This window comes from Streptomyces sp. NPDC017890 (assembly GCF_044328675.1).
Taxonomy (GTDB): Bacteria; Actinomycetota; Actinomycetes; order Streptomycetales; family Streptomycetaceae; genus Streptomyces.
Genome location: NZ_JBIRHU010000001.1, coordinates 342604 through 366194, shown reverse-complemented (window position 1 = coordinate 366194; position 23591 = coordinate 342604). Strand labels below are relative to the sequence as shown.

Below are 23591 nucleotides of genomic sequence, written 5' to 3'. Positions count from 1 at the left end.
CGGGGCCCGCCGCTCCGTTAACGGAACGGATCACCGGACCGGACGAGGAGCGAGCCATGATCGTCGACGTGGGCGGAGCAGTGAGCGGCGCGGAACGGGAGGCGGCGGGCCCCGCGAGAGGGGGTCCCGGGCACGGAACACGGCGCCGGATGCTGCGGGGGCTGCTCGCCCCGGCCCTCGCCGTGACACTGACGCCCCTGATCGCGGCGTCCCGCCCCTTCCCGCCGTCCGACGCCACCGAGTGCGCGGAGGGCACGGGAAGCACGGGAGGCACGAAGCCCGCCCCCGCCGGGGCAGGTGCGCGGCCCGAGCCGCACGCCGCCGAGCCGTCCGCGAGCGCCGAGTTCGACGAGACCTACCGCGGCCGCCGCATCCGGGGCACCAGGTCCACCACGGGGCACGCCGTCGGCGCCGGCACCTGGCACGTCACCGTGGACGGCCGGCCGCTGCACCTGATGCGCCGGGCGGACGGCGGCTGGCTGAGCATGATCGACCACTACCGGTCGTACCCCACCCCCCTTGCCGCGGCCCGAGGCGCCGTCGACGAACTCGGCCCCGGCGAGTACCCGCGCGACGCGCCGGCCGGTGGCGGCCTGCACCACTCCGGGGGGCGCCGTGGCGTACACGCGTAAGGACGTCAGCACACTGACCCGCACCGAGAAGCGGCGGTTCGTCGACGCGCTGCTGGAGACGAAAAGGCGCGGTGAGTACGACGAGTTCGTGCGCACCCACCTCGCGTACTACGTCTCCGACGGCGAGAACGGGCTGCGTACGGCCCACATGGCCCCGTCCTTCCTGCCCTGGCACCGCAGGTTCCTGCTGGATCTGGAGCAGGCGCTGCGCAGGGTCGACTCGTCGGTGACGGTGCCGTACTGGGACTGGACGAAGGACCGCACCACCTCGTCCTCTCCCTGGACCGCCGACCTCCTCGGCGGCACCGGGCGGCGCTCCGACCGCCGGGTGACCACCGGGCCGTTCGCCCACGCCGAGGGCAACTGGACCATCAGGGAGAACGTCACCGACACCGAGTACCTCACCCGGGACCTCGGACGCTCCGGCGATCCCATCGCGCTGCCCACGAGCAGCGACCTGAAGTGGGCGCTCGACGACCCGGTGTACGACACCGCGCCCTGGGACTCCACGGCGCGCGAGGGATTCCGGAACAAGCTGGAGGGGTGGGGGAGCGGCCGCGGCAGCGTCTCCTGGCGCAACCACAACCGGGTGCACCGCTGGGTCGGAGGGGCCATGGTCGGCGGTGCCTCCGTCAACGACCCGGTGTTCTGGCTGCACCACGCCTTCGTCGACCTCCAGTGGTCCCGCTGGCAGGCCCGGCACGCCGACACCCGCTACCTGCCGGCCGAGCCGCCCGGCCGGGGCGCCGCGCAGCACGGCCGGATCGTCGCGCGGCACGAGCGGCTGCCGCCGTGGGACGTGTCGCCGGACGACCTGGAGGACCACAGCCGGATCTACCGTTACGCCTGAGCGAACGGCGCGGACGCGGGAGCCCCGGGCCGGGAAGGCCGGGGCTGCTCAGGGCAGGCGGCGTACGGGCGAGCCCGCGAGGTAGGCCCGGATCGCCTCGACCGCCTGGCCGTAGTACGTGGCGTAGTTGGCGCGCGAGACGTAGCCGAGGTGCGGCGTCGCCAGCAGGCGCGGAGCCGTGCGCATCGGGTGGCCGGCGGGCAGCGGCTCGGTGTCGAAGACGTCGACGCCCGCGCCGGCGATCCGGCCCCCGTGCAGCGCGGCGAGCAGGGCGTCCTGGTCGACGATCGCCGCGCGCGAGGTGTTGACCAGGTAGGCGGTGGGCTTGAGCAGCGCCAGTTCCGCGGGGCCGAGCAGACCGCGGGTGCGGTCGCCGAGCGCAAGGTGGACGGAGACGAAGTCGGCGGCCCGCAGGAGCTCCTCCTTGGAAGGGGCGAGTTCCACGCCGACCTCCTCGGCGCGTTCCCGGGTGAGGTTCTGGCTCCACGCGCTCACCCGCATGCCGAAGGCGAGACCGACCTGTGCCACGCGGCTGCCGATCTTCCCCAGGCCGAGGAGTCCGAGCCGGCGACCGTGCAGGTCGGCGCCCACGGTCTGCTGCCAGGGCCCGCCCTGGCGCAGCGCGCCGCTCTCCTGGACGATGCCGCGGGCCAGCCCCAGCAGCAGGGCCCACGTCAGTTCCACGGGCGGGGCCGAGGAGGAGGCCGTACCGCACACGGTGACGCCGTGCGCGTCGGCGGCGGCGTAGTCGATGACGCTGTTGCGCATGCCGGAGGCGACGATCAGTTTCAGCCGGGGCAGCCGGGCGATCAGTGACCCGGGGAACGGCACCCGTTCGCGCAGCGTGACCACGATGTCGGCGTCGGCGAGCGCGGCGGCGAGGGCGTCCTCGTCGTCGAAATGGGTGTCGAAGGACACGACGTCCACGTCGTCGGCGACCGGGGACCAGTCGGCGGCCTCGGTCGCCACCCGCTGGAAGTCGTCGAGCACCGCGCAGCGCAGTCGCACGTCCTCCGGTCCCTCCCGCCAAACGGGCAGTGGCGCCCCCGGCAGGACTCGAACCTGCGGCCAAGCGCTTAGAAGGCGCCTGCTCTATCCACTGAGCTACGGGGGCCTGGTGTGGTGGCCTCGGTCGTGGTGCCCGGGTGCGGGCTGATCCGTGACGGTGCCGGGGACAAGGATAGGGCTCCCGGCTCCATGTCCCTGCTGCTTCCCCTCCGTGGCTCGATGTGGAGGTTCGGTGAAGCGGTCCTGATAATCGCAGGCAGGTACGAATCGTGCATCGCTTTTGGCGTCTCGCGCATCGGGTGTTGTGCACTCGTTATGCCTGGAGTCGTCTCACGTCCCAGTAGTCCCTTCCGTCCGAAGTGTCCGGTCGGCGCGCAGACATGCTCATATGCTTCAGAATTCCCCTGAAATTGGGCATTCTTCACATGTGGTGACCTTGGACGTACGGCCTCAGTTGCTCGACGCACTCTCCGCCCTGCGCGACCGTGTCGCGGCCGCACGCTTCCCGCTGCCCCTGGCGGGGGCCCCACGCGCGCGAGCCAACCGCGACGAACTGCTCGCACAGCTCGACGACTACCTGGTGCCCCGGCTGAAGGAGCCCGAAGCGCCCTTGCTGGCCGTGGTGGGCGGATCCACCGGCGCCGGGAAGTCCACGCTGGTGAACTCCTTGGTGGGGCGGCGGATCAGCGAGGCGGGGGTGCTGCGGCCCACGACCAGGACGCCGGTGCTGGTCTGCCATCCGGAGGACCACCACTGGTTCAGCGGCATGCGGGTGCTGCCCGACCTCACGCGCGTGTGGGTGCCCCACCGGGACCCGGACGACGACCTGCTCCTGCCGGGCGAGAACCCCGCGCGCGTGCTGCGCATCGAGACCGCCGACACCCTGCCGCCCGGCATCGCCCTCCTCGACGCGCCCGACATCGACTCCCTCGTCGCCGACAACCGCGTCCTCGCGGCCGAGCTGATCTGCGCCGCCGACATCTGGGTGATGGTCACCACAGCCGCCCGGTACGCCGACGCCGTGCCCTGGCAGCTGCTGCGCACGGCCAAGGAGTACGACGCCACCTTGGTCACCGTCCTCGACCGGGTGCCCCACCAGGTGGTGTCCGAGGTCTCGCGGCAGTACGGGGCGCTGCTCACCAAGGCCGGGCTCGGCGAGGTCCCCCGCTTCACCGTGCCCGAACTGCCCGAGTCGGCGTGGGGCGGCGGGCTGCTGCCGGCCAGCGCCGTGGCGCCGCTGCGGTCCTGGCTCGTCCACCGGGCACAGGACCTCGGAGCCCGGCACCACGCCATGGCCCGTACGGCGCACGGCATCCTGGACTCCCTCAAATCCCGGATGCCCGAACTGGCGGGCGCCACCGCCGCGCAGTACGCCGCCGCGCTGAGGCTCACCGCGGCCGTCGACGCCGCGTACGACGGCGAGCACGCGCGCGTGCGGGGGCGGTTGCAGGCGGGGGCCGTGCTCGCCGGGGACGCGCTGAAGCGGTGGCGGGCCTTCCCCCTCGACTGCTCCCCCGAGGAACTCCTCGACTCGCTGATGGAGAGCCTGAGCGCACTGCTGCTGTGCGCCGTCACCGCCGCCGACGAACGCGTCGACGACGCGTGGCGGCGCGAACCGGCGGCCGCCGCACCGGAACTCGCGGACCACGACCCGGCGCCGGAGAGCGCCGAGCACCGCATCGGGGTGGCCGTACGGCGGTGGCGGCGGGAGCTGGAGGAGTACGCCGAGGACGAGGTGCGCGAGCTCGACCGGAGCATGGCACCGGACCCGGGGGTGGTCGCCGCGCTGGTCGCCACCGTGCTGCTGGGCGGGCGGCGCGCGCGCAGCGCCGGGGAGCGGCTCGCCGAGCGGATCGGCGCCCACGGCGCGCTGCGGCTGCGCGACCGGGGCGGGCGTCTGCTCGACGAACAGGTGGACCGGGTCGTGCACATCGAGCGCGAGCGCCGGATGGCGCCGCTCGACGGGCTGGAGGTCCACCCCGAACCACAGGCCGAACTCATCGCCGCGCTGTCCGTACTGCAGAAGGAGAGGTGACCGCGGTGACCGCCGTCACTGACCAGGACCCCACCGAGCACACCGACCACACGACGGAGGAGGCAGGCCAGGCGGGCCAGGGAGGTTCCGGAGGCCAGGGGCGCAAGGGAGGTCAGGGAGGCCACGGGGGCACCGGGGGCGGCCGTGGTCCGCAGCGGGCCGCCGAGGAGGACGCCGCGCGACAGGACGCCACCAGGGACGCCGGGCAGGGACCGCGTCCGCGGGGCCGCGTGAGCGAGCGAGCACGCGTGCGGGACGGCGGGACGTCCCGCCGCACGGCCCGGGACCGGGACCGGGAACCCGGGGACGAGCGCGGGGATCGTACGGAGCGCAGAGCCGCCAAGGCGGACCCGGGGCGTGCGGCGGACCCGGGGCGTACGGCGGACCGAGACCGTACGGCGGGCCGGGACCGTACGGCGGGCCGGGACCGTACGGCGGACCCGGGGCGTGCGGCGGGCCGGGACCGTGCGGCGGGCCGGGAACGTACGGCGGACGTGGCCGGACGGGACCGTGCGGCGGGGTCGGAGCGCGCGCCCGGCGGTTCGTCCGGTTCCGCTACCGCCACCGCCACCGCCACCGCCCCCGGTTCCGGTTCCGTTACCGGGGACGGAGGAGGCGCCTGGGGTGACGGGCTGATCGCGCGGCGGGTGGACGAGAACGGCGGGGCGGAGCAGTTCGCCGTGGTGCCGAGCAGGCCCGCCAGTTCCGCGGCCCTGATGCCGTTGGCGTACGACGGACAGCTCAGGTCGCGGCTCGACGCGCTGCGCGAGCTGGTGGGGCTCTCCCGTACCCGGCTCGACAGCGGGACGCTGGCCGAGGCGGGCCGGGTCCTCGACGAGGCCGCCGCGCGGCGCAGGCTCTCCGGGCAGCACACCGTCGTCGCCATCGCGGGCGCGACCGGCAGCGGCAAGTCGCAGCTGTTCAACACGCTCGCCGGGGTGACGATCTCCGAGACGGGCGTCCGCCGGCCGACCACCGCCGCGCCCATCGCGTGCAGTTGGAGCGACGGCGCGGCCAGCCTCCTGGACCGGCTCGGTATCCCCGGCCGGCTGCGCCGCCGCCCGCTGCAGCACCCGGACGCCGACTCGCCGCTGCGCGGGCTGGTCCTGATCGACCTCCCCGACCACGACTCGGCGGCCGTGCAGCACCGCGAGCAGGTGGACCGCATCCTGGCGCTCGTCGACGCCGTCATCTGGGTCGTCGACCCGGAGAAGTACGCCGACGCCGTGCTCCACGAGCGCTACCTGCGGCCGATGGCCGGCCACGCGGAGGTCACCTTCGTCGTCCTCAACCAGGTCGACCGGCTGCCCGGGGAGGCCGCCGAACAGGTCCTCGACGACCTGCGGCGGCTGCTCGACGAGGACGGCATCGCCCTGGGGGAGTACGACGAACCCGGCGCGACCGTGCTCGCCCTGTCCGCGCTCACCGGCGACGGCATCGGCGAACTGCGCGAGACGCTCGGCCAGTTCGTCGCCGAACGGCAGGCCCCGGCGCGCCGGATCGCGGCCGACGTGGACGCCGCCGCCCGGCGCCTGCGGCCCGTGTACGTCACCGGGCGGCGGACCGGGCTCAGCGAGGAGGCGCGGGAGGAGTTCGCGGACCGGCTCGCGGACGCGGTCGGCGCCACCGCGGCCGGAGAGGCCGCCGAACGCGCCTGGCTGCGCAACGCCAACCGCGCGTGCGGCACACCCTGGCTGCGGCTGTGGCGCTGGCACCGCGATCGGCGCGAACCCCCCGCGCGACTGCTCTCCCTGCGCGCCCAGGCGGACGAGGAGGCCACGGCCCGGCAACGCGTCGAGCAGGCCGTGCGTACGGTGTCCGACCGGGCCTCGGCCGGGCTGCCGGCGCCGTGGGCGCAGGCGATGCGCGAGGCGGCCGTCCGGGGCGCCCAGGGGTTGCCGGAGGCCCTCGACGAGCTGGCGGTGCGCACGGGGCTGCCGCCGGGGCGTCCGCCGCGGCCGGGATGGTGGCCGGTGGCCGTACTGGCCCAGGCGTCCATGACCCTCCTCCAGGTGGTGGGCGGCCTGTGGCTGCTCGGCCAGATCATCGGCTTCATGTCGCCGAACCTGGGCGTGCCGGCGCTGCTGATGATGGCCGGCATCATCGGCGGGCCCCTCATCGAATGGAGCTGTCGCATCGCGGCACGCGGACCGGCACGGCGCTACGGCCACGAGGCGGAACGCCTGCTGCGGGAGGCGGCCGGGGGATGCGGCCGGGCCCGGGTGCTGGACCCGCTGGCGGCGGAACTGCTGCGGTACCGGGAAGTGCGGGAGCAGTACGGGCGGGTCGCGGGGGTGGGAGCCACGGCGAGATAGGTGGGGGCGGACACCCGCACGGGTGGCGGAGTTCTCCACAGGCGACGCGGTGGTCCACAGCCCTCGGCGGACCCGGCCCGGACGGGGGCAGTCTGGCCTCGCGGCGATCGCCACGGACGCGGTCGTCACGGGCGGTGGCGGTGCACTGGAACGTGGCACCGCCGCGCCGGACGCAGCCGTACGGGACGGGCCCGTACGGGAGGGAGGACTCGCGATGAACGAGACGATGATCTGCGCCGTGGGCAACGTGGCCACGCGGCCGGTGTTCCGGGAACTGGCCAACGGTCCGTCGGCGCGGTTCCGGCTCGCGGTCACCGCACGCTACTGGGACCGCGAGAAGAGCGCCTGGACCGACGGCCACACCAACTTCTTCACGGTGTGGGCCAACCGGCAGCTCGCCGCCAACGCTTCGGCGTCACTGGCGGTGGGCGAACCCGTCATCGTGCAGGGCCGGCTGAAAGTACGCACGGACGTGCGCGAAGGGCAGAACTGGACCTCCGCCGACATCGACGCGGTGGCGATCGGCCACGACCTCTCACGCGGCACCGCGGCGTTCCGGCGCACCGGCAGGGCGGAGACGGCGGTCTCCCCACCGCGGCCGGAGCCCGACTGGGAGACACCGGCCGGGCATCCGGACGACACGGACACCACCGAACAGCGGCCGGAACCCGCCGCAGCGGTGGCGTGAAGCCGACGGTCCGCCGGAACTGACCGAAGTGCGGCTTATCGACGAATGCGCCCCGGACGAACCCGGGTGGATTTGTCGATAAGCCCTGCTCACAGGCTTGTCGGCGATAACGATTCCGAGTCGGATCACCGTGTGGACGAACATCACCGGCAAGCGCGGCGCGTCACGTCCTTAGGATGCCGAACGAGCCCTGCGGGGCTGGTGATTCTGCTGGTGGGACCGTGCCCCCCACGTCAACGGGTCCTGCTCGAAGGGGAATTTGGTGTTTTCTTCGCTCGCTGCCCTGTCTCTGCCCGGTCGAGGGGTGGCGCGACTCGCCACCGCGGCACTGGTGTCCGCGCTCGCCGCCGCGGGCGTGGTGACCGGGGCAGGCCCGGCAGTCGCCGCCCAGGGCGCGGCGGCGCAGGGGCAGGGCGGAGCGACGGCCACCATCGGCGGACTCAAGACGCACGGCGTCGCGGTCGTCCACGGGGCGGACGGTGACCACGAGGTGCCGGCCGGCCTGTTCGAGATGTCCGTCGAGGGCGGCGGCATGCTGCAGACGTACTGCGTCGACCTACAGAACCCCACGCAGGCGGACGCCAGATACCACGAGACGCCCTGGAGCGGCACGTCGCTGGGCACCAACAAGGACGCCGGCCGCATCCGCTGGATCCTGCAGAACTCCTACCCCCAGGTCAACGACCTCGCCGCGCTCGCGAAGAAGGCGGGCGTCCGCGGCGCACTCACCGAGCAGGACGCGGCGGCCGGCACGCAGGTGGCCGTCTGGCGCTACTCGGACGACACGGACGTCGAGGCCGTCGACCCCCAGGCCGAGCGGCTCGCCGACTACCTGGAGAAGAACGCCCGCGACCTCGCGGAGCCCGCGGCGTCCCTCACCCTGGACCCGCCCGCGGTCTCGGGCCGCCCCGGTGAGCGGCTCGGCCCGGTGACGGTGCGTACCAACGCCGGCGGCGCGACGGTGACACCCCCGGTGGACGCCACCGCCGGGGGAGTGCGCATCGTCGACAAGCAGGGCCGGCCCGTCACCTCCGTCACCAACGGCTCCCAGATCTTCTTCGACGTGCCGGGTGACGCGGCGGCCGGCACCGCCGAGCTGGCCGTCCAGGCCTCGACGACCGTGCCGGTCGGCCGCGCCTTCGCCTCCGAGAGCCGCAGTCAGACCCAGATCCTGGCCGGCTCCAGCGAGTCCACGGTCGCGGCGACGGCCACCGCCTCGTGGGCCGACCGGGGAGCGATACCCGCCCTGTCCGCGACGGAGAACTGCGCCGAGGGCGCCCTGGACATCACCGCGGTCAACGAGGGCGACGAGCCCTACACCTTCGAGCTCCTGGACACCGAGTACACCATCGCGGCCGGTGAGACCCGGACGGTGACGGTCCCGCTGCCGGAGGACCGCGCCTACGACTTCACCATCCGCGGCCCGGCCGGCTTCGAGCGACGCTTCGCGGGCGTCCTCGACTGCCGCACCCGCAGCGCCGCCCTGGCCGACACCACCCGCCCCCTCGGCGAACCGGCCCCCGCCCCGGTCGTCACCCCCACCCAGAACCCCAACCTCGCCGAAACCGGCAGCTCCGGGGCAACGCCCCTGATCGGCGGCGCGGCCATCGGCCTGGTCGTGATCGGCGGCGCGGTCCTCCTGTTCCTCCGCAGGAAGAACGAACAGTGACAGCCGGGCGGCAGGCCGCGGGCAGGCTCCGGCGCTCCTGCCTTCCGCGACGGTCGTCAACTCACTTCTGCTCGACCGGCGGGCAGGTGCCGGTGTCCTCGCCGATGGAGTTGATCTCGGCGTTGGGGCGCGGGTCGCCCGTGTAGTCGAGCTGGTCCGTGCACTTCGTGTCGGGGTTCTTCGGTGTGCCGGTCGCCCCGTCGGACTTCTGGGCCGGCGGGCAGGTGCCGGTGTCCTCGCCGATGGAGTTGATCTCGGCGTTGGGGCGCGGGTCGCCCGTGTAGTCGAGCCGGTCCGTGCACTTCGTGTCGGACTTGGCGGGTGCGCCCGACGACTTGCCCTCCGCGGTGTCGGACTGCGCAGGGCTCGCGACCGCCGCCGATGAGCTGCTCGCAGAGGAGGAGGTGTTGCCGGCGCTGTCGCTGTCGCACGCCGTCAGCGCCAGGCTGAGGGCCACTGCGGTCATGGTCAGTACCGAGATCTTCCGAGTGCGCATGCTGGTGTCTCATTCCTCTGCGTGGGGCTTTCTGTCCTCTCGGACAGGGGGTGTGGTCGCCCCAGTTGCCTCTTGATCGCGCTCGGGACACGTTCATGACATGACAGTGACAGTGGCCGAGTCGTGGAGTCCGCACCGGCGAGCCGAGACGTGCCGCGGCGTAGGCGGAGCCATCACCGCAAGCTCATGTCACGCAAGGTCCTCGCCGCGCGCGGCGAGGCCACGCCGGGGCTTCGGCGACAGCACGAGGGGCTGCTCCGCTGTGCTGGTCACGGTCACCCGCTGAGCCGGCGCGGTGGGGGAGCGGCACCCGCGGGCTGGGTCGTCCCTGGGCCGTCCCCGGGGCGTGCGAGGGCGGACCGAGGCCGGCCGACGGCGACCGGCAGTGACAGGTGAGGCTCAGGCGCCATCCGGGAAACCCCAGGTCAGGGCCGCCGCGCCGAACGCGTTTCCTCCCAGGGGTGGCGGTGCGGCAAGATGGGGTGTATCTGCCCACTGCCTGATCAAGCTGCCGGACGGTTTCTCTTGGCTGAGTACATTTACACCATGCGCAAGGCGCGCAAAGCGCACGGCGACAAGGTGATCCTCGATGATGTCACCCTGAGCTTCCTGCCCGGCGCGAAGATCGGCGTGGTCGGACCGAACGGTGCCGGTAAGTCGACCGTTCTGAAGATCATGGCGGGGCTCGAGCAGCCGTCGAACGGGGACGCCTTCCTGTCTCCCGGTTACACGGTCGGCATCCTGCTGCAGGAGCCCCCGCTGAACGAGGAGAAGACCGTCCTGGAGAACGTCCAGGAGGGTGTCTCCGAGGTCAAGGGCAAGCTCGACCGGTTCAACGAGATCGCCGAGCAGATGGCGACCGACTACTCGGACGCCCTGCTGGAGGAGATGGGCAAGCTCCAGGAGGAGCTGGACCACGCCAACGCCTGGGACCTCGACGCCCAGCTGGAGCAGGCCATGGACGCGCTCGGGTGCCCGCCCGGCGACTGGCCCGTCGTGAACCTCTCCGGCGGTGAGAAGCGCCGCGTGGCGCTGTGCAAGCTGCTGCTCGAGGCGCCCGACCTGCTGCTGCTCGACGAGCCCACCAACCACCTCGACGCCGAGTCGGTGAACTGGCTGGAGCAGCACCTCGCCAAGTACGAGGGCACCGTCGTGGCCGTGACCCACGACCGGTACTTCCTGGACAACGTCGCCGGATGGATCTGCGAGGTCGACCGCGGCAGGCTGCACGGCTACGAGGGCAACTACTCCAAGTACCTGGAGACCAAGCAGACCCGCCTCAAGGTCGAGGGCCAGAAGGACGCCAAGCGCGCCAAGCGGCTCAAGGACGAGCTGGAGTGGGTGCGGTCGAACGCCAAGGGGCGGCAGGCCAAGTCCAAGGCGCGTCTCGCGCGGTACGAGGAGATGGCCGCCGAGGCCGACAAGATGCGGAAGCTGGACTTCGAGGAGATCCAGATCCCGCCGGGCCCGCGTCTGGGCAGCGTCGTCGTCGAGGTCAACAACCTCAGCAAGGGCTTCGGGGACAAGGTCCTCATCGACGACCTCTCCTTCACTCTGCCGCGCAACGGCATCGTCGGTGTCATCGGCCCCAACGGCGCCGGCAAGACCACCCTCTTCAAGATGATCCAGGGCTTCGAGGAGCCGGACTCCGGTTCCATCAAGGTCGGCGAGACCGTCAAGATCTCGTACGTCGACCAGAGCCGCGAGAACATCGACCCGAAGAAGACGCTCTGGGCCGTCGTCTCCGACGAGCTCGACTACATCAACGTGGGTCAGGTGGAGATGCCCTCGCGGGCGTACGTCTCCGCCTTCGGGTTCAAGGGACCGGACCAGCAGAAGCCGGCCGGGGTGCTCTCCGGCGGTGAGCGCAACCGCCTCAACCTCGCGCTCACCCTCAAGCAGGGCGGCAACCTGCTCCTCCTCGACGAGCCGACCAACGACCTCGACGTCGAGACCCTCAGCAGCCTCGAGAACGCGCTGCTCGAGTTCCCCGGGTGCGCCGTGGTCGTCTCCCACGACCGGTGGTTCCTCGACCGCGTCGCGACGCACATCCTCGCCTACGAGGGTGAGTCCAAGTGGTTCTGGTTCGAGGGCAACTTCGAGTCCTACGAGAAGAACAAGGTCGAGCGGCTCGGCGCCGACGCCGCGCGTCCGCACCGCGCCACCTACAAGAAGCTGACCCGGGGCTGATCTTGCGGCACATCTACCGCTGCCCACTGCGCTGGGCGGACATGGACGCGTACGGCCACGTCAACAACGTGGTCTTCCTCCGCTACCTGGAGGAGGCCCGTATCGACTTCCTGTTCCGCCCGGAGAAAGACTTCAAGCAGGGGTCCGTGGTGGCGCGCCACGAGATCGACTACAAGCGGCAGCTCGTCCACCGGCACCACCCGGTGGACATCGAGCTGTGGGTCACGGAGATAAGGGCCGCCTCCTTCACGCTCACCTACGAGGTCAAGGACGGCGACCAGGTCTACGTCCGCGCCTCGACGGTGATCGTGCCGTTCGACTTCGAGACGCAGCGGCCCCGCCGGATCACCGCGGAGGAACGGGAGTTCCTTCAGGAGTACACGGACGACAAGGAGGAGGCCGTCGCCGCATGACGGTGCTCCATCTGGCCGACGAGGGGGAGGCCGCGGATCTCGCGGCCTTCCTCTCCCGGCTGATCCATTACGACCGTTCGGCGGCGGTGCGTCTGCAGGCGGCCGGTACGGCCCTCGCCGTCTTCGGCCGGCCGCCCTCCTTCGAGGTCCTGGCCGTGCGTGCGGTGCGGCTGGCCAAACCGTACGAGGACGGACTCGACGTCACGCTGGACGTGACCGTGTCCGCCGGTGAGCTCCTGGAGACGGTGGATGAGCCGGCGGCCACCGCCGGTGTGCCGGGCGCGGTGACCGGGCCGCCGTGGGCCGGGGTGCTGCCCCCGCGCGGGGGCTGGCGGCCAGAGCCGGGGCTGCCCGGCCCGGACGCCCTGCGCGCGCTGGTCGCCGCGGCGGTGGCGGAGTTCCGCTCCCGCACGGCACAGCTGGCGCCCGAGCGGCGTACCAGGGCGGAGCTGGACCGGATCGGGCGGGAGATGTGGTCCCGGACGGTCGGGGACACGGGGCTGCCGGTGCGGGCCGTGCACGCGGCCCAGTCACTGGGGTTCCTGCGCCCCACGGGGGCGTCCGGCGAGGACGACGCCCCGAAGCTGTTCTCCTCGGGCGCGTGGCTGCGCCTGCGCACGCCCTACGGATCCGTCGCCCTGCGCCGGGCGGGGACCGGGGCGCTGGGCATCAGCGTGCGCTGAGCCTGCCGTGGCGCGTGGCGCGTGGCGCGTGGCGCGTGTGGCGTGTGGCGCGCGGTCGTCGACGTGCCTCCCGTCGTTCGGTCCCGGTCCCGGTCACTGTCGTCCGGGCGTACGGCGATGTGGTCGGGTTCCAGTTCGGGCGACCGGAACCCGTGCGTCACCTGCGCTGATCAGTGATCAGCGCAGGTGTACCGGTCAGCCGGGTGCGCCGGTCAGTCCGGGGTGTTGACCATCGAGGCCGCGGCGTACGTGAGGTACTTCCACAGCGTCTGCTCGTGCTCCTCGGAGAGCCCCAGCTCGTCGAGGGCGACCCGCATGTGCTTCAGCCAGGCGTCGTGCGCCGCCCGGTCGACGACGAAGGGGGCGTGGCGCATCCGCAGCCGCGGATGACCGCGGTTGTCGCTGTACGTCGTCGGGCCGCCCCAGTACTGCATCAGGAAGAGCGCGAAACGCTCCTCGGCCGGGCCGAGGTCCTCCTCCGGGTACATCGGCCGCAGAACCGGGTCCTCGGCGACCCCCTGGTAGAAACGGTGGACGAGCCGGCGGAAGGTCTCCTCCCCGCCGACCTGCTCGTAGAAGGTCTGCTCCTGAAGCGTGCCGCGCCGAATCTCATTCACGTCGTCCATGGTCTCAGACGCGTGGACATAGGACTTGAGGCTTAGGACCTCCCACCGTCCGCCACCGGGCCCGTACTGTGGAGGCATGGGCGGGCACCAGGATCTGGACGGCCTCGCCGCCTCCGCGCGGGCGGAGCTGGTGCGGGAGATCGAGCTGAGCGGCGCCTGGACGGCCGACCCGGTCTGGCGGGAGGCGTTCGAGAGGGTGCCGCGCCACCTCTTCGTGCCGTACTACTACGTCGGCGTCCTGGGTGGCTACGAACGCCGGTGGGGCGAGCATCCCGACCGTGAGGCCCGCGAACGCTGGGTGCGCGGCGCGTACGCCGACGCCCCGCTGGCCACCCGGCTGCGCGACGGCGAACTGCTCTCCTCCAGCAGCCAGCCGTCGCTGATGGCGATGATGCTGGTGGAGCTGGGAGTGACGGACGGCGACCGGGTCCTGGAGATAGGCGCGGGCACCGGCTACAACGCCGCCCTGCTCGCCCACCGGCTCGGCGACGACGACCTGGTCACCACCGTCGACCTGGACGCCGACATCACCGAGTCGGCCCGTCGGCACCTGGCCACCGCCGGGTACCATCCGGCCGTCGTCACCGCCGACGGCGCCCGAGGGGTGCCCGAGCGCGCCCCCTACGACCGGATCCTCGCCACCTGTGCGCTGCCCTCGGTCCCGCGCGCCTGGCTCGCCCAGTGCCGCCCCGGCGGCCGGATCCTGACCCCGCTCGCCACCGGGCTGGTCGTCCTCACCGTCCGCGACGCCGACCACGCCGAGGGGCGCTTCCTGCACACGCCCGCGTACTTCGTGCCGCTGCGCGGCGCGGACCGGGCCGAGCACGGGACGCCGGGCCTTGGCGGGGTGCCCCGCCGGGCCCGGGAGGACGACCTGTTCCGTTTCCTGCTCGCGCTGAGCCGGGGCCGGCTCGATCCGCAGGAGGCGTACGCGCTGTGGGACCGCGAGGACGCCCCGCGTCGCGAGCGCTACGGCATCACCGTCAGCGGCGAACGGGCCTGGGCCTGGCTGGACGACCCGGAGGGCCCGTACGCCTGGCCCTTCACCTGACGTACGGGGCGGGGACTAGCCCCGGCGGACCGTGATCGTCGTCCAGGCGCCGACGTGCACCCGGTCGCCGTCCTGGAGCGGCACCGGCACGAAGGGCTGGATCGGCTCGTCGCCGCCGTTGACCGTCGTGCCGTTCGTCGAGTTCTGGTCGACGACCGCCCAGGTGCCGTCCGGCTGCTGCACCAGCACGGCGTGCTGGTGCGAGACGCCCGGGTCCTCCGGCGGCACCGCCAGGTCGATGTCGGGGGTGTCGCCGGTGGAGTGCCGGCGGCGGCCGATGGTGATCTGGTTGCCGGTGAGCGTGCGCTGCTGCTCGGGCGAGTACGCGGGCAGGTTCAGGCCCGCGGCCTCGGGACCGGAGCGCTGCATCATCGCCATGAAGTAGTCGCGGTCCGGGCCGACGGTCGCCGTCCAGGTCGTCGGCTGCTGGGGCTGCTGGGGCTGCTGGGGCTGCTGCGGGAAGCCGTGGCCGGGCGGGGGCGGCGGGGCCTGGGTCGCGCCGGGCTGCGGGTAGCCGTAGCCGCTGCCCTGGGCCGGACCCGGGCCGTTCGGCCCACCGGGCCCACCAGGACCGCCAGGACCACTGGGACCACCAGGACCGCCACCCGGGCCTCCGTGGCCGGTGGACGACGGCGGGGAGATCATCCAGTCGTCGTCACCGCCGCCGAAGGCGGGACCGCCCTGCTGCGGCCGGTTGGTCTCCTGCGGGAAGGCGGGCGGGGCCGGCGGACCGGACTGCTGGTACCCCTGCGGAGCGCTCCCCGGCCCACCGGGACCGGGCGGCGGCGGAACGGGCCCGGGCGGGGGCGGGACCGGCCGTGACGGGTCGGCACCGAAGGCGGGCGGGGCCGGCGGACCGGAAGGCCCGTTCGGGCCGCCGGGGCCTCCGTATGCGCCAGGCCCGTTCGAGCCGCCGGGACCGTTGGGGCCACCAGGGCCACCGGGGCCACCGGGGCCGTTGGGGTTGAAGGGGCCGTTGGGGCTGTTCGGGCCGCCAGGCCCACCGGGACCGCCGCCAGGCCCACCGGGACCGCCGCCAGGCCCACCGGGACCGCCGCCAGGCCCACCGGGACCGCCGCCAGGCCCACCGGGACCGCCCTGGCCACCCGGTCCACCGGGTCCACTCGGTCCACCGGGTCCACCCGGTCCCGAGGGACCGCCGAAGGGCGGACCCGGTGGGATCGGCTCGGCGGGCCGGTTCATCTGGGACGGGCGGGAGCCCTGGTATTCGTACGAGTCACCGCCGCCGTACGACGGACCCGTCGGCGGCTGCTGGAAGTGCGGCGCCGGACCGCCGGGCGCCGGCGGGCGCGGGGCGGCCGGGGTGTAGGAGGTGGCGGTGTTGGTGAGGAAGTTCCACCGGCACTCCTCGCAGAACGGTGCCCCGCCCTCACGCGGCGTGCGGCACTGCGGGCACAGCTGCGGCTCGGCGCCGGGCGCACCGCCCGGACCACCGGGTCCGCCCGGACCGGCGGGCGGCGGGAAGCCGTAGCCGCCGCCGGGGGGCGGAGGCGGGGGAGGGGGCGGCACGGCACCGGCCATGCGGTGACCGCAGACCTCGCACCAGTCGTCGGAACCCGACTGGTGTCCGTTCGGGCAGGTCGGCATGTCGGTGCTTCCCCCTCTTGCGGGCTCGTGGAGCGCTCTTGTCCTGCGTCACTTCTTTACACGAACAGTCTTTGTCGACCGGGTCTCGAGAGTCATCTCGTCGGCCTCCTCGACCTTCGCTTTCAGTCGCACAGTACCTGCCGCCGCGTCGACCACGTCCACCACCTTCGAAAGCAGTTTCGCCGTATCGGCGTTTCCGGAGGCTCCGGCGAGCTGGACCGCACGGCCCAGTTTGGCCGTTGCGCCGTCGATGTCTCCCGCTTTGCGCAGATCCAGACCCTGTTGGATGACCTGTGCCAGTTCGGCCTGTCCGGTGTAGTGGGCCACTTGCGGGTTGATCGACGTGGATGCGGCCATGTCGTCCGTCCACACGGCCCGTACGAGACCCTGCGCCCCGAGGTCGCGGACGCTGCCCTCGGGCTCCGGGATGACCAGGGACACGCGGGCGGCCAGCATCTCCTGGCCCACGTTCGCGGCCGGTACCTCCACGCAGACGTGGTAGTCACGGGACTCGTCGCCCCAGGAACCGGTGGGGTAGTCCCCGGCGCGCGGGCCCGCCTCGGTGCGGCGGCCGGTCAGCTCCTCGACCGTGGGCGCGACCTGCTTGACGAACCTCACGGTGGTGCCGACCGGGGTCCACAGGCGCAGGGCGACGTCCGCGACCTCCTTGCCCATGGCCGTCTCCATCATCCGCGTGAAGTCGGCGGCGAGACCGGCCGGGTCGGCGACGATGTCGGCGGTCCCGAGCAGGGCGGAGGCGATGCCTGTGACTTCTTTCACTTCCCAGTCGGTGCCCACGCCACGGGTGTCACAGGTGAACCGCCCGGCGCAGGAGTCGAGTGCCGCCCTGAGGTCCTCGGGCGACTCGTGCTCGTTGCGGCCGTCGGTGAGGAGGATGCCGTGCCGGATGGCGACGTCCGCGGTGGACAGCAGCCGGTCGGCCAGCCGCAGCCAGGTGCCGATGGCGGTGCCGCCGCCCGCGCTCAGTTTGCGCAGCGCCTGCTTGGCCTGCTCCCGGGTGGTGGCGTCGGCGACCGCGAGCCGGCCGCCGCCCGGGTAGACCTCCTTGGCCACGTGGGTGCCGCCGACCACCGCGAAGTGCACGCCGTCGCGCAGGGAGTCGATCGCGGCGGCCGTCGCGTCGCGGGCATTGCGCATCTTGGTCGGCGGGTAGTCCATCGAGCCCGAGCAGTCGACCATGACCGCCACGGCCGCGGACGGGCCCTGGCCCGGCGAGTACAGGTGGGGCGCGGCCACCGCGCTCCCGATCGTGCCGCCGCCGGTCGCGGTGACCGTCACGATGGCGTTGACCTCACGGCCGCCCTCGGGCAGGTACTCGTTCTGGTAGACGTCCACCGAGAACTGCGGCACGTTCGACTTCGAGAAATTGGCCATGCCGGATCGCATCCCCCTCTACGTCCCCACGGTGGTGGGGCGATGGCTGCTGGCGCGGACCGCCCCCTGCGGCCCGCGAGACCGCCCCCGCGTGCGCACCCGTACCCGTGCCCGGGCGGGGGCCTCAGGCCGATCCTGCCCCCTGCGGCGGGGCGGGGAACGGCAGGAGGGCCACTGTTACGTTGTCGTGGCCCCCGCCGTCCAGGGCGTGGCCGACCAGGACGCGGGCGCTGTGCAGCGGGCGGGCGGCGGCGTCGAGGGGCGTGGCCTCGGCCATCTCCTGGGCCGACTCGGCGTAGTTCCACAGGCCGTCCGTGCAGACCACGACGACGCCCGCCCGGTCCGGCTTGAAGGACGCGGTGTGCGGCTCCAGTTCGTAGGCGTCGGCGCCGAGCCAGCCGGTGATCGCGTGGGCGCGCTCGTCGGCGTACGCCTCGGCCTCGCTCATCAGGTTGGCGGCGACCATCTGCGCCGCCCACGAGTCGTCCTCGGTGAGCCGGGCCGGCGGGGTGCTCCGGTCGGCCGGCACCCAGTAGACGCGGCTGTCGCCGACCCAGCCGACGACCAGCAGGCCCGCGGTCACCACGGCGCCGACCAGGGTGCAGGCGGGCGCGTTCTGGTGGGGGGCCTGCTCGCGGGCGGTGGCGGGTTCGTCCGCCAGCGCGTTGACGGCGTGCGAGGCGGCGACGATGGCGTCGTGCATGGCCTGCTGCGGGTGCGTGCCCCGCGGCAGGGCGGCGAGCAGCGACTCGCCGGCCGCCCGGGACGCGGCGAGCGAGGCGTCGTCGGGACGGGTCGCGGAGGAGACGCCGTCGCAGACGATCGCCATGGTCGCGGGGGCGCCGTCGGGCAGCGCGGTGCAGCCGACGGAGAAGGCGTCCTCGTTGCGGTGGTGGCGCAGGCCGCGGTCGCTGACCGCGGCGACCGGGCCGGACTCCTGCTCCATGTGGTCGCGTTCGCGGGGCTGGGCGTGCCCGCAGTTCTCGCAGTAGCCGTCGTCGTCGACCCGGCCCGCGCGGCAGGCCACGCAGACCTTCCCGTCGGCGGCCGGCGCGGAGGGCACCGGCGGCGCGGAGGGCACCGGCTCGGCGGCCAGCCGCGGGTCGGGCGCCTGCAGCGGGTACTCGTCGGGCTCCCGCGGGTGGTCGGGACGGTCGAACCGCACGCCGGACGCGGCCGGTTCCGGCGGTCCCGCCGGCATCGGCGGTGCCGCGGGCGGCGGCGGTGGTGGCGGCAGCGGGGAGCCGCCCGAGTCGGTGCCCGGCACTTCGGACGCCGGGTGCGCCGGGGCGGGCCGGCCGAAGCCGTCCGAGTCCCGGGCCACGGGCCAGTCCACGCCGCCGGGCGGCGACGCCGGTGCGGGCACCGAGCCGTTGACGGCGATCGGGCTGTCCACGGGCGGTGCGGGCACGGCGGACAGGTCGTATCCGCACGCACCGCAGAAACGGTCACCCGACTCGAGGGGTTCCTCGCAGCTCGGGCACTTCGGCACAGTGGCCTGCTGGGGCATCTGGGACATCAACTACACCCACGTCCGGGGGCGGTAACGATTGGCACGTTCCACCAGGTCGATCCTCTCCTCGCCGCCCCGCGCCAGCCGGGCCAGCGTGCGGTACGAACGCTCCAGGCCGAAACGCAGGCCGCGTTCGTCCAGGCTACTGCCGAGCAGCGTCCGTCCCCCGGCGGCATGGGGGTCCCCCCGCTCGGGCGAAGCCGAGGGCGGGGAAGGGACGGAACCCCGACCTCCGGAGAGTACCCAGTCCAGGGCACAGCCGAGGACCTCGGCCGACAACTGCTCGCGCCGCGCCGGATCCAGACCGTACACGTCCAACGCCTCGACCTGCCGCGCGGCGGCGACCAGATCGTCCAGGAACGCCGCGTCGCCCGCGCCCGCCGTGCGTTGCCGCAGCCGCGCCCGTACGGCCGCCACGCGCGCGGCCGTGCAGTGGACGGACGACTCCGGCACCGACTCCAGCGTCCGTACGGCACCGGTCCGGTCGCCGCCGGCGAGCTGGACGCGGGCCAGCCCGAACGCCGCGCTCACATGGCTCGGGTCGGACGACCACACCAGGCGGTAGTACTCGGCGGCGTTGTCGAGCTGCCCCAGCACCTCCGCGCACAGGCCGAGCGCCAGTTTGGGCGCGATCTCGCCGGGGAAGGCGTCGTAGATCGCGTCGAAGGCCAGCGCGGCGCCCTCGTGGTCGCCGGTCACCAGCGCGGCCAGCCCCCGGTACCAGACCACCCGCCAGTCGTCGGGCCGCTCGCCCTCCAGCGCCTCCAGAGCCTCCAGCGCGCCGGGCGCGTCGCCGTTCTCCAGCCGGGCCCGGATCTGCCGCAGCCCGGTCTCGGTCGACGGCGCCGGCGCGGCGGCCAGCGCGGTCAGCAGCTCACCCGGCGCGGACGCCATGAGGCCCGCGAGGAAACCCGCGTTGGGGTCGCCCGCGTCGACCCGGGGGACCGGCAGCGCGAGGGCGGCGACGGGCGCGTCGGCCGGCTTGACCAGGCCGCCGGAGACACCGGCGCCGGGACCGCCGGCCGCTCCGACCGCGCTCACCGCACCGACCGTGCTCACCGCGCCCGGCAGCGCGGCGCTCGCACCCGCTCCGCCGGGCTGCCGCCCGGCGCCCGTGCCACCGGAGGCCCCGTGGCCCGCGCCGGCCCCGCCCGGCGTTCCGACGCCCGCGCCGGCCCCGCCCGGCGTTCCGACGCCCGCGCCGGCCCCGCCCGGCGTTCCGACGCCCGTGCCCGTCCCGCCCGGTGCTCCGACCGCCGTGCCCGTCCCGCCCGGCAGTGCGGGCCCGGTGCCCGCGCCGCCCGGTGGCCGGGCGAGGGCCGTGCCGGCACCGCCGCGCCGCCTCGTACGGGTCGCCCGGGCCCCCAGCAGCGACACGTCGCCGTCCAGCCGGGGGAACAGCTCCGTGTCCGTCACCCTGACCTCGGGCCCGAACAGCGTGGACACGGCGGGCCGGGCGCGGCCCGTCTGCAGCGAGACGACCTCGCGCAGCACCCCCGTCAGCTGCTCGGCCATCTCCTGCGCGGAGGCGAACCGGCGGGCCGGATCGGGGTCGGTGGCCCGCACCAGCAGCCGGTAGAACGACTCGTACCGCCGGAAGACGTCGATGGTGTCGGGGTCCGGCAGGGAGTCGGCGTAGACGGTGGTGTAGCCCTGGAAGTCGAACGTCAGCACGGCGAGCGTGCGGCCGACGGTGTACAGGTCGGACGCCACCGACGGGCCGACGTCGGCGACCTCCGGCGCCTGGTAGCCCACCGTGCCGTAGATGGCCGACTCCTCGTCGTCCATCCGGCGCACCGCGCCCATGTCGATCAGCTTGAGCTGGTCCTCGGTCTGGATGGCGTTGTCGACCTTGAAGTCGCAGTAGAGCAGGTTGCGGCTGTGCAGGTGGCCGAGCGCCTCCAGCGCCTCGATGCCGTACGCGCAGGCCTGTTCGACCGGCAGCGGGTCGCGCCGTCCCTCGGGGGAGCGCCGGCCGTTGGCGATCTCCTTCAGCGACTTGCCGCCGACGTACTCCATGACGATGTACCCGTCCAGCGAACCCGTCCGCTGGTCGAGGTGCTCGACGAAGTTGTAGATCCGCACGATGTTGGCGTGCTCGATCTCGGCGAGGAAGCGCCGTTCGGAGATGGCCGCCGCCATCGCGTCCTGGTCGCCGGTGTCCAGCAGGCCCTTGAGGACCACCCAGCGGTCGGAGACCGCCCGGTCGACGGCGAGGTAGATCCAGCCGAGCCCGCCGTGCGCGAGGCAGCCCACCACCTCGTACTGGCCGTGCACGACGTCCCCGGCCTTCAGCTTGGGCACGAACGAGTACGGGTGGCCGCACTTGGTGCAGAAGCCCTCCGTGCGCCCCGGCCGCTCGCCGCGCGCCCGCCCGACCTGCGCCCCGCAGTCCGAACGCGAGCAGAACCGCTTCCGCTCGGGCACCTCGGGGTTGTCCAGGACCATCGCGCGCGGGTCGGGCCGCGGGATCGCCGGGACCTCGACCAGGCCGACGCCGAGGCGGCCGCGCGCGGAGGAACCGGCGGGCGAGCCCGAGCTGCGCACCGACACCGACCGGCTCGTCGACCGGCCCGACACCGACCGCGAGAGCCGCCCCGACACCGAACGCCGGGACTTCGACGACTGCGACGACGTGCGGGAGCTGCGGCTGCCGGACCGTGAACTCCCGCTGCCCGCCGAGCCGTGTGAACCGCGCGAGCCCCGGCCGCCGCCGGTGATCCCGGTCGGCGTCGAGCCCACCATGCCGTTGGACGCGACGACCGGCGCGAGACCGCACGTGTCGCAGTACAGCTCGCCGCCGCCCATGTCCTCGTAGGTGCCGCCGCAGCCGGGACGCTGACACGTCCGCTGTGCCTCACTCATGACGCTGCCTCCCCCTAGGGGGTGTCGTTCGGATCTTGCCGGGGTCGCGGGGTCTGACACGCGCATCTGCGGCGTTGTCGTCGGTTGCCAGGGCTCCGCCCTGTCGCCCTCCTCCGCCTTGCAGCTGCACGCACCAGACCCCGCTCGGGTCGGTCGCAGGGCACCGTTGCCTGGAGCCGGCCTGATCCGAACGACACCCCCTGTCCCTCACGCGCCGGGCCCCGTCCGGTCCACCGGCCCGCCCTGCCCGGGCACGCGCGGGGCGGAGCCGAGCAGTTCGGCCGCCGCGTGCTGGTAGCGCAGCACGGCCTGCCCGGCGACGCGCAGGTCGCACGGCGCGCTCCACAGCATGCGGCGTGCCTTCTCGTACTTCTCGACCAGCTCGGGGTCCTCGGCGTGGCCGAGCCGGGCCATCTTCGCCTTGTACGCGTCGAGCCGGCCGCGCAGCTCGGCACGGACCGCCAGTGGCGCGGTGACCGCCGTCAGCGACTCGCGGGCGCGCAGCAGTTCGTCCTCCGCCTTCTCCTCCAGGGACTCCAGGAGGGGGGACAGGCGGTGCCACTGCGCGTGTCTGCGGTACTCGGCGGCCGCCGCCAGCTGCTCCTGCAGCACGGTCGGCGGTCCGCTGACGACCGGCACCTCCGTCGCGGCGATCTTCGCCAGCACCTCGCCGCGCGCGGTACGGGCCTCGGCGAGCGTGCGGTCCGCGCGGGAGAGCACGTCCCGCAGCCGTACGATCCGCTGCTCGGCGTCCTGGCGCACGGCCAGCACGGCGTCGATCTCGCGTCGCACCTCCTCCAGGGCGCGCGCCTCCCGGTCGTACACCGTGGTGTCCGGCCGGCCGCCGCCCGGCGCCGAACTGCCCTCCGCGGGCAGCCAGAAGGCCAGCGGGTCGGACACGACCTGCTCGCGCAGTTTCGTCAGGGTGCGGGTGATCCGCTCCAGGTCGTCGCCGGCCGGGTGCTCGCCGGGGCGGACGCCCACGGAGTGCGCGAGTTCCCGGGTGCGTCTCAGCTCGGCGGCGAGTAAATCGATCCGCGCGGGCAGCGCCGACCACACGGCGTCGGCGGCGACCACCATGTCGAGGGAGGTCGCGTACAGCTGGTTCATCCGGTCCACCAGCGTCACCAGCGAGTACCGCTCGCTCAGGCGGCCCGGACCGCCGGTCGGGGTGGGCGCCGCGGCCGTGGCGGTGGCGCCGCCGGCCACCGTGACGGCCTCGCCGCGCAGCAGCTCGGTCAGCTCGGCCAGGTCCTCGCGGCTGGACCAGCGGCGCCGGGAGCGGATCTCCCGGGCCGTGCGCAGCGCGCCCGTGTACGCGTCGAAGTAGGTCCACAGCAGCGTGATCGACGCCTCCGCGGCGGCCCAGCGTTCACCGGTCACCCCCGTGAGCTCGGCGCCTTCGAGGAGTCTGCGGCCCGCGTGGTCCTGCAGGGCGAGGAGCGAGGTCTCGACCGCCTCGTGCTCCGCGCCGAGCCGCGCCAGCGCACGGTCCACCTCGTCCCGGTCCATCACCGGCCCGGTGGGTCCCGTGTCGCCCATCGATCACCTCTC

The 23591-nt window shown here is 73.7% G+C and carries 18 protein-coding genes and 1 tRNA gene; 10 read left to right on the top strand and 9 right to left on the bottom strand.

All coding sequences use genetic code 11. The annotated features are described in order from the left end of the window. Positions 1 to 56: 56 nt before the first annotated feature. Complete coding sequence (locus tag ACH4F2_RS01555; protein ID WP_398130656.1) at positions 57 to 632, top strand: tyrosinase cofactor; 576 nt, start codon at positions 57 to 59, stop codon at positions 630 to 632. Further along, the gene (locus tag ACH4F2_RS01550) at positions 616 to 1482 is read left to right on the top strand and encodes a tyrosinase family protein (protein WP_398130655.1); all 867 of its coding nucleotides are present in this window, start codon (positions 616 to 618) and stop codon (positions 1480 to 1482) included. Before ACH4F2_RS01555 ends, ACH4F2_RS01550 begins: the two co-directional genes overlap by 17 nt. A gap of 48 nt (positions 1483 to 1530) precedes the next feature. On the opposite strand, the gene ACH4F2_RS01545 is transcribed toward ACH4F2_RS01550, so the two are convergent. Both ACH4F2_RS01545 and ACH4F2_RS01540 read right to left on the bottom strand, forming a co-directional pair. Continuing rightward, positions 1531 to 2490 (bottom strand): D-2-hydroxyacid dehydrogenase family protein, encoded by a 960-nt coding sequence (locus ACH4F2_RS01545; protein ID WP_398130654.1) that lies wholly within the window; start codon positions 2488 to 2490, stop codon positions 1531 to 1533. Between the two features lie 30 nt (positions 2491 to 2520). Continuing rightward, positions 2521 to 2596: transfer RNA gene (locus tag ACH4F2_RS01540), tRNA-Arg, on the bottom strand. 321 nt (positions 2597 to 2917) lie between these two features. On the opposite strand from ACH4F2_RS01540, the gene ACH4F2_RS01535 reads away from it, so the two are divergent. The 4 genes from ACH4F2_RS01535 (at position 2918) to ACH4F2_RS01520 (ending at position 9197) form a co-directional block, all read left to right on the top strand. Next, positions 2918 to 4525, top strand: a complete 1608-nt coding sequence (locus tag ACH4F2_RS01535) for a dynamin family protein (protein ID WP_398130653.1) — start codon at positions 2918 to 2920, stop codon at positions 4523 to 4525. Positions 4526 to 4530: 5 nt separating this feature from the next. Beyond that, positions 4531 to 6840 (top strand): GTPase, encoded by a 2310-nt coding sequence (locus tag ACH4F2_RS01530; protein WP_398130652.1) that lies wholly within the window; start codon positions 4531 to 4533, stop codon positions 6838 to 6840. 214 nt (positions 6841 to 7054) lie between these two features. Next, on the top strand, positions 7055 to 7528 hold the full coding sequence (locus tag ACH4F2_RS01525; RefSeq protein WP_398130651.1) for a single-stranded DNA-binding protein: 474 nt from the start codon (positions 7055 to 7057) through the stop codon (positions 7526 to 7528). 262 nt (positions 7529 to 7790) lie between these two features. Next, positions 7791 to 9197, top strand: coding sequence for a Cys-Gln thioester bond-forming surface protein (locus ACH4F2_RS01520; RefSeq protein ID WP_398130650.1), 1407 nt, complete (start codon positions 7791 to 7793; stop codon positions 9195 to 9197). A gap of 61 nt (positions 9198 to 9258) precedes the next feature. Here the strand turns inward: ACH4F2_RS01520 and ACH4F2_RS01515 are convergent, their stop codons facing one another. Next, positions 9259 to 9693, bottom strand: coding sequence for a hypothetical protein (locus ACH4F2_RS01515; RefSeq protein WP_398130649.1), 435 nt, complete (start codon positions 9691 to 9693; stop codon positions 9259 to 9261). Positions 9694 to 10218: 525 nt separating this feature from the next. Between ACH4F2_RS01515 and ettA the strand changes: the two genes are divergently transcribed. The 3 genes from ettA to ACH4F2_RS01500 are packed head-to-tail and all read left to right on the top strand — an operon-like array spanning position 10219 to position 12979. Continuing rightward, on the top strand, positions 10219 to 11883 hold the full coding sequence (ettA, locus tag ACH4F2_RS01510; protein ID WP_398130648.1) for an energy-dependent translational throttle protein EttA: 1665 nt from the start codon (positions 10219 to 10221) through the stop codon (positions 11881 to 11883). 2 nt (positions 11884 to 11885) lie between these two features. Next, entirely contained in the window at positions 11886 to 12296 is a 411-nt protein-coding gene (locus tag ACH4F2_RS01505; protein WP_398130647.1) for an acyl-CoA thioesterase, read from the top strand. Further along, positions 12293 to 12979, top strand: a complete 687-nt coding sequence (locus ACH4F2_RS01500; protein WP_398130646.1) for a hypothetical protein — start codon at positions 12293 to 12295, stop codon at positions 12977 to 12979. Before ACH4F2_RS01505 ends, ACH4F2_RS01500 begins: the two co-directional genes overlap by 4 nt. Before the next feature lie 212 nt (positions 12980 to 13191). Here the strand turns inward: ACH4F2_RS01500 and ACH4F2_RS01495 are convergent, their stop codons facing one another. After that, complete coding sequence (locus ACH4F2_RS01495; RefSeq protein WP_398130645.1) at positions 13192 to 13605, bottom strand: globin; 414 nt, start codon at positions 13603 to 13605, stop codon at positions 13192 to 13194. Positions 13606 to 13681: 76 nt separating this feature from the next. On the opposite strand from ACH4F2_RS01495, the gene ACH4F2_RS01490 reads away from it, so the two are divergent. Further along, positions 13682 to 14656, top strand: coding sequence for a methyltransferase domain-containing protein (locus tag ACH4F2_RS01490; protein WP_398130644.1), 975 nt, complete (start codon positions 13682 to 13684; stop codon positions 14654 to 14656). 15 nt (positions 14657 to 14671) lie between these two features. On the opposite strand, the gene ACH4F2_RS01485 is transcribed toward ACH4F2_RS01490, so the two are convergent. From ACH4F2_RS01485 to ACH4F2_RS01465, 5 genes are all read right to left on the bottom strand, one after another. Continuing rightward, positions 14672 to 16264, bottom strand: coding sequence for an FHA domain-containing protein (locus ACH4F2_RS01485; protein ID WP_398130643.1), 1593 nt, complete (start codon positions 16262 to 16264; stop codon positions 14672 to 14674). A 48-nt stretch (positions 16265 to 16312) separates the two neighbouring features. Beyond that, on the bottom strand, positions 16313 to 17659 hold the full coding sequence (locus tag ACH4F2_RS01480; RefSeq protein ID WP_398130642.1) for a VWA domain-containing protein: 1347 nt from the start codon (positions 17657 to 17659) through the stop codon (positions 16313 to 16315). Between the two features lie 124 nt (positions 17660 to 17783). Next, a complete protein-coding gene (locus ACH4F2_RS01475) occupies positions 17784 to 19178 on the bottom strand; it encodes a PP2C family serine/threonine-protein phosphatase (RefSeq protein ID WP_398130641.1) in 1395 nt (464 codons plus the stop codon). A 3-nt stretch (positions 19179 to 19181) separates the two neighbouring features. Beyond that, complete coding sequence (locus ACH4F2_RS01470; RefSeq protein ID WP_398130640.1) at positions 19182 to 22037, bottom strand: tetratricopeptide repeat protein; 2856 nt, start codon at positions 22035 to 22037, stop codon at positions 19182 to 19184. A 207-nt stretch (positions 22038 to 22244) separates the two neighbouring features. Next, positions 22245 to 23579, bottom strand: coding sequence for a hypothetical protein (locus ACH4F2_RS01465; RefSeq protein ID WP_398130639.1), 1335 nt, complete (start codon positions 23577 to 23579; stop codon positions 22245 to 22247). Positions 23580 to 23591 lie beyond the last annotated feature (12 nt).

Coding starts and splice junctions, on each gene's coding strand:
- ACH4F2_RS01465 (WP_398130639.1), bottom strand. CDS start 23,579: ATGGGCGACACGGGACCCACCGGGCCGGTGATGGACCGGGACGAGGTG.
- ACH4F2_RS01500 (WP_398130646.1), top strand. CDS start 12,293: ATGACGGTGCTCCATCTGGCCGACGAGGGGGAGGCCGCGGATCTCGCG.
- ACH4F2_RS01475 (WP_398130641.1), bottom strand. CDS start 19,178: ATGTCCCAGATGCCCCAGCAGGCCACTGTGCCGAAGTGCCCGAGCTGC.
- ACH4F2_RS01480 (WP_398130642.1), bottom strand. CDS start 17,659: ATGGCCAATTTCTCGAAGTCGAACGTGCCGCAGTTCTCGGTGGACGTC.
- ACH4F2_RS01490 (WP_398130644.1), top strand. CDS start 13,682: ATGGGCGGGCACCAGGATCTGGACGGCCTCGCCGCCTCCGCGCGGGCG.
- ACH4F2_RS01525 (WP_398130651.1), top strand. CDS start 7,055: ATGAACGAGACGATGATCTGCGCCGTGGGCAACGTGGCCACGCGGCCG.
- ACH4F2_RS01555 (WP_398130656.1), top strand. CDS start 57: ATGATCGTCGACGTGGGCGGAGCAGTGAGCGGCGCGGAACGGGAGGCG.
- ACH4F2_RS01470 (WP_398130640.1), bottom strand. CDS start 22,037: ATGAGTGAGGCACAGCGGACGTGTCAGCGTCCCGGCTGCGGCGGCACC.
- ACH4F2_RS01515 (WP_398130649.1), bottom strand. CDS start 9,693: ATGCGCACTCGGAAGATCTCGGTACTGACCATGACCGCAGTGGCCCTC.
- ACH4F2_RS01495 (WP_398130645.1), bottom strand. CDS start 13,605: ATGGACGACGTGAATGAGATTCGGCGCGGCACGCTTCAGGAGCAGACC.
- ACH4F2_RS01485 (WP_398130643.1), bottom strand. CDS start 16,264: ATGCCGACCTGCCCGAACGGACACCAGTCGGGTTCCGACGACTGGTGC.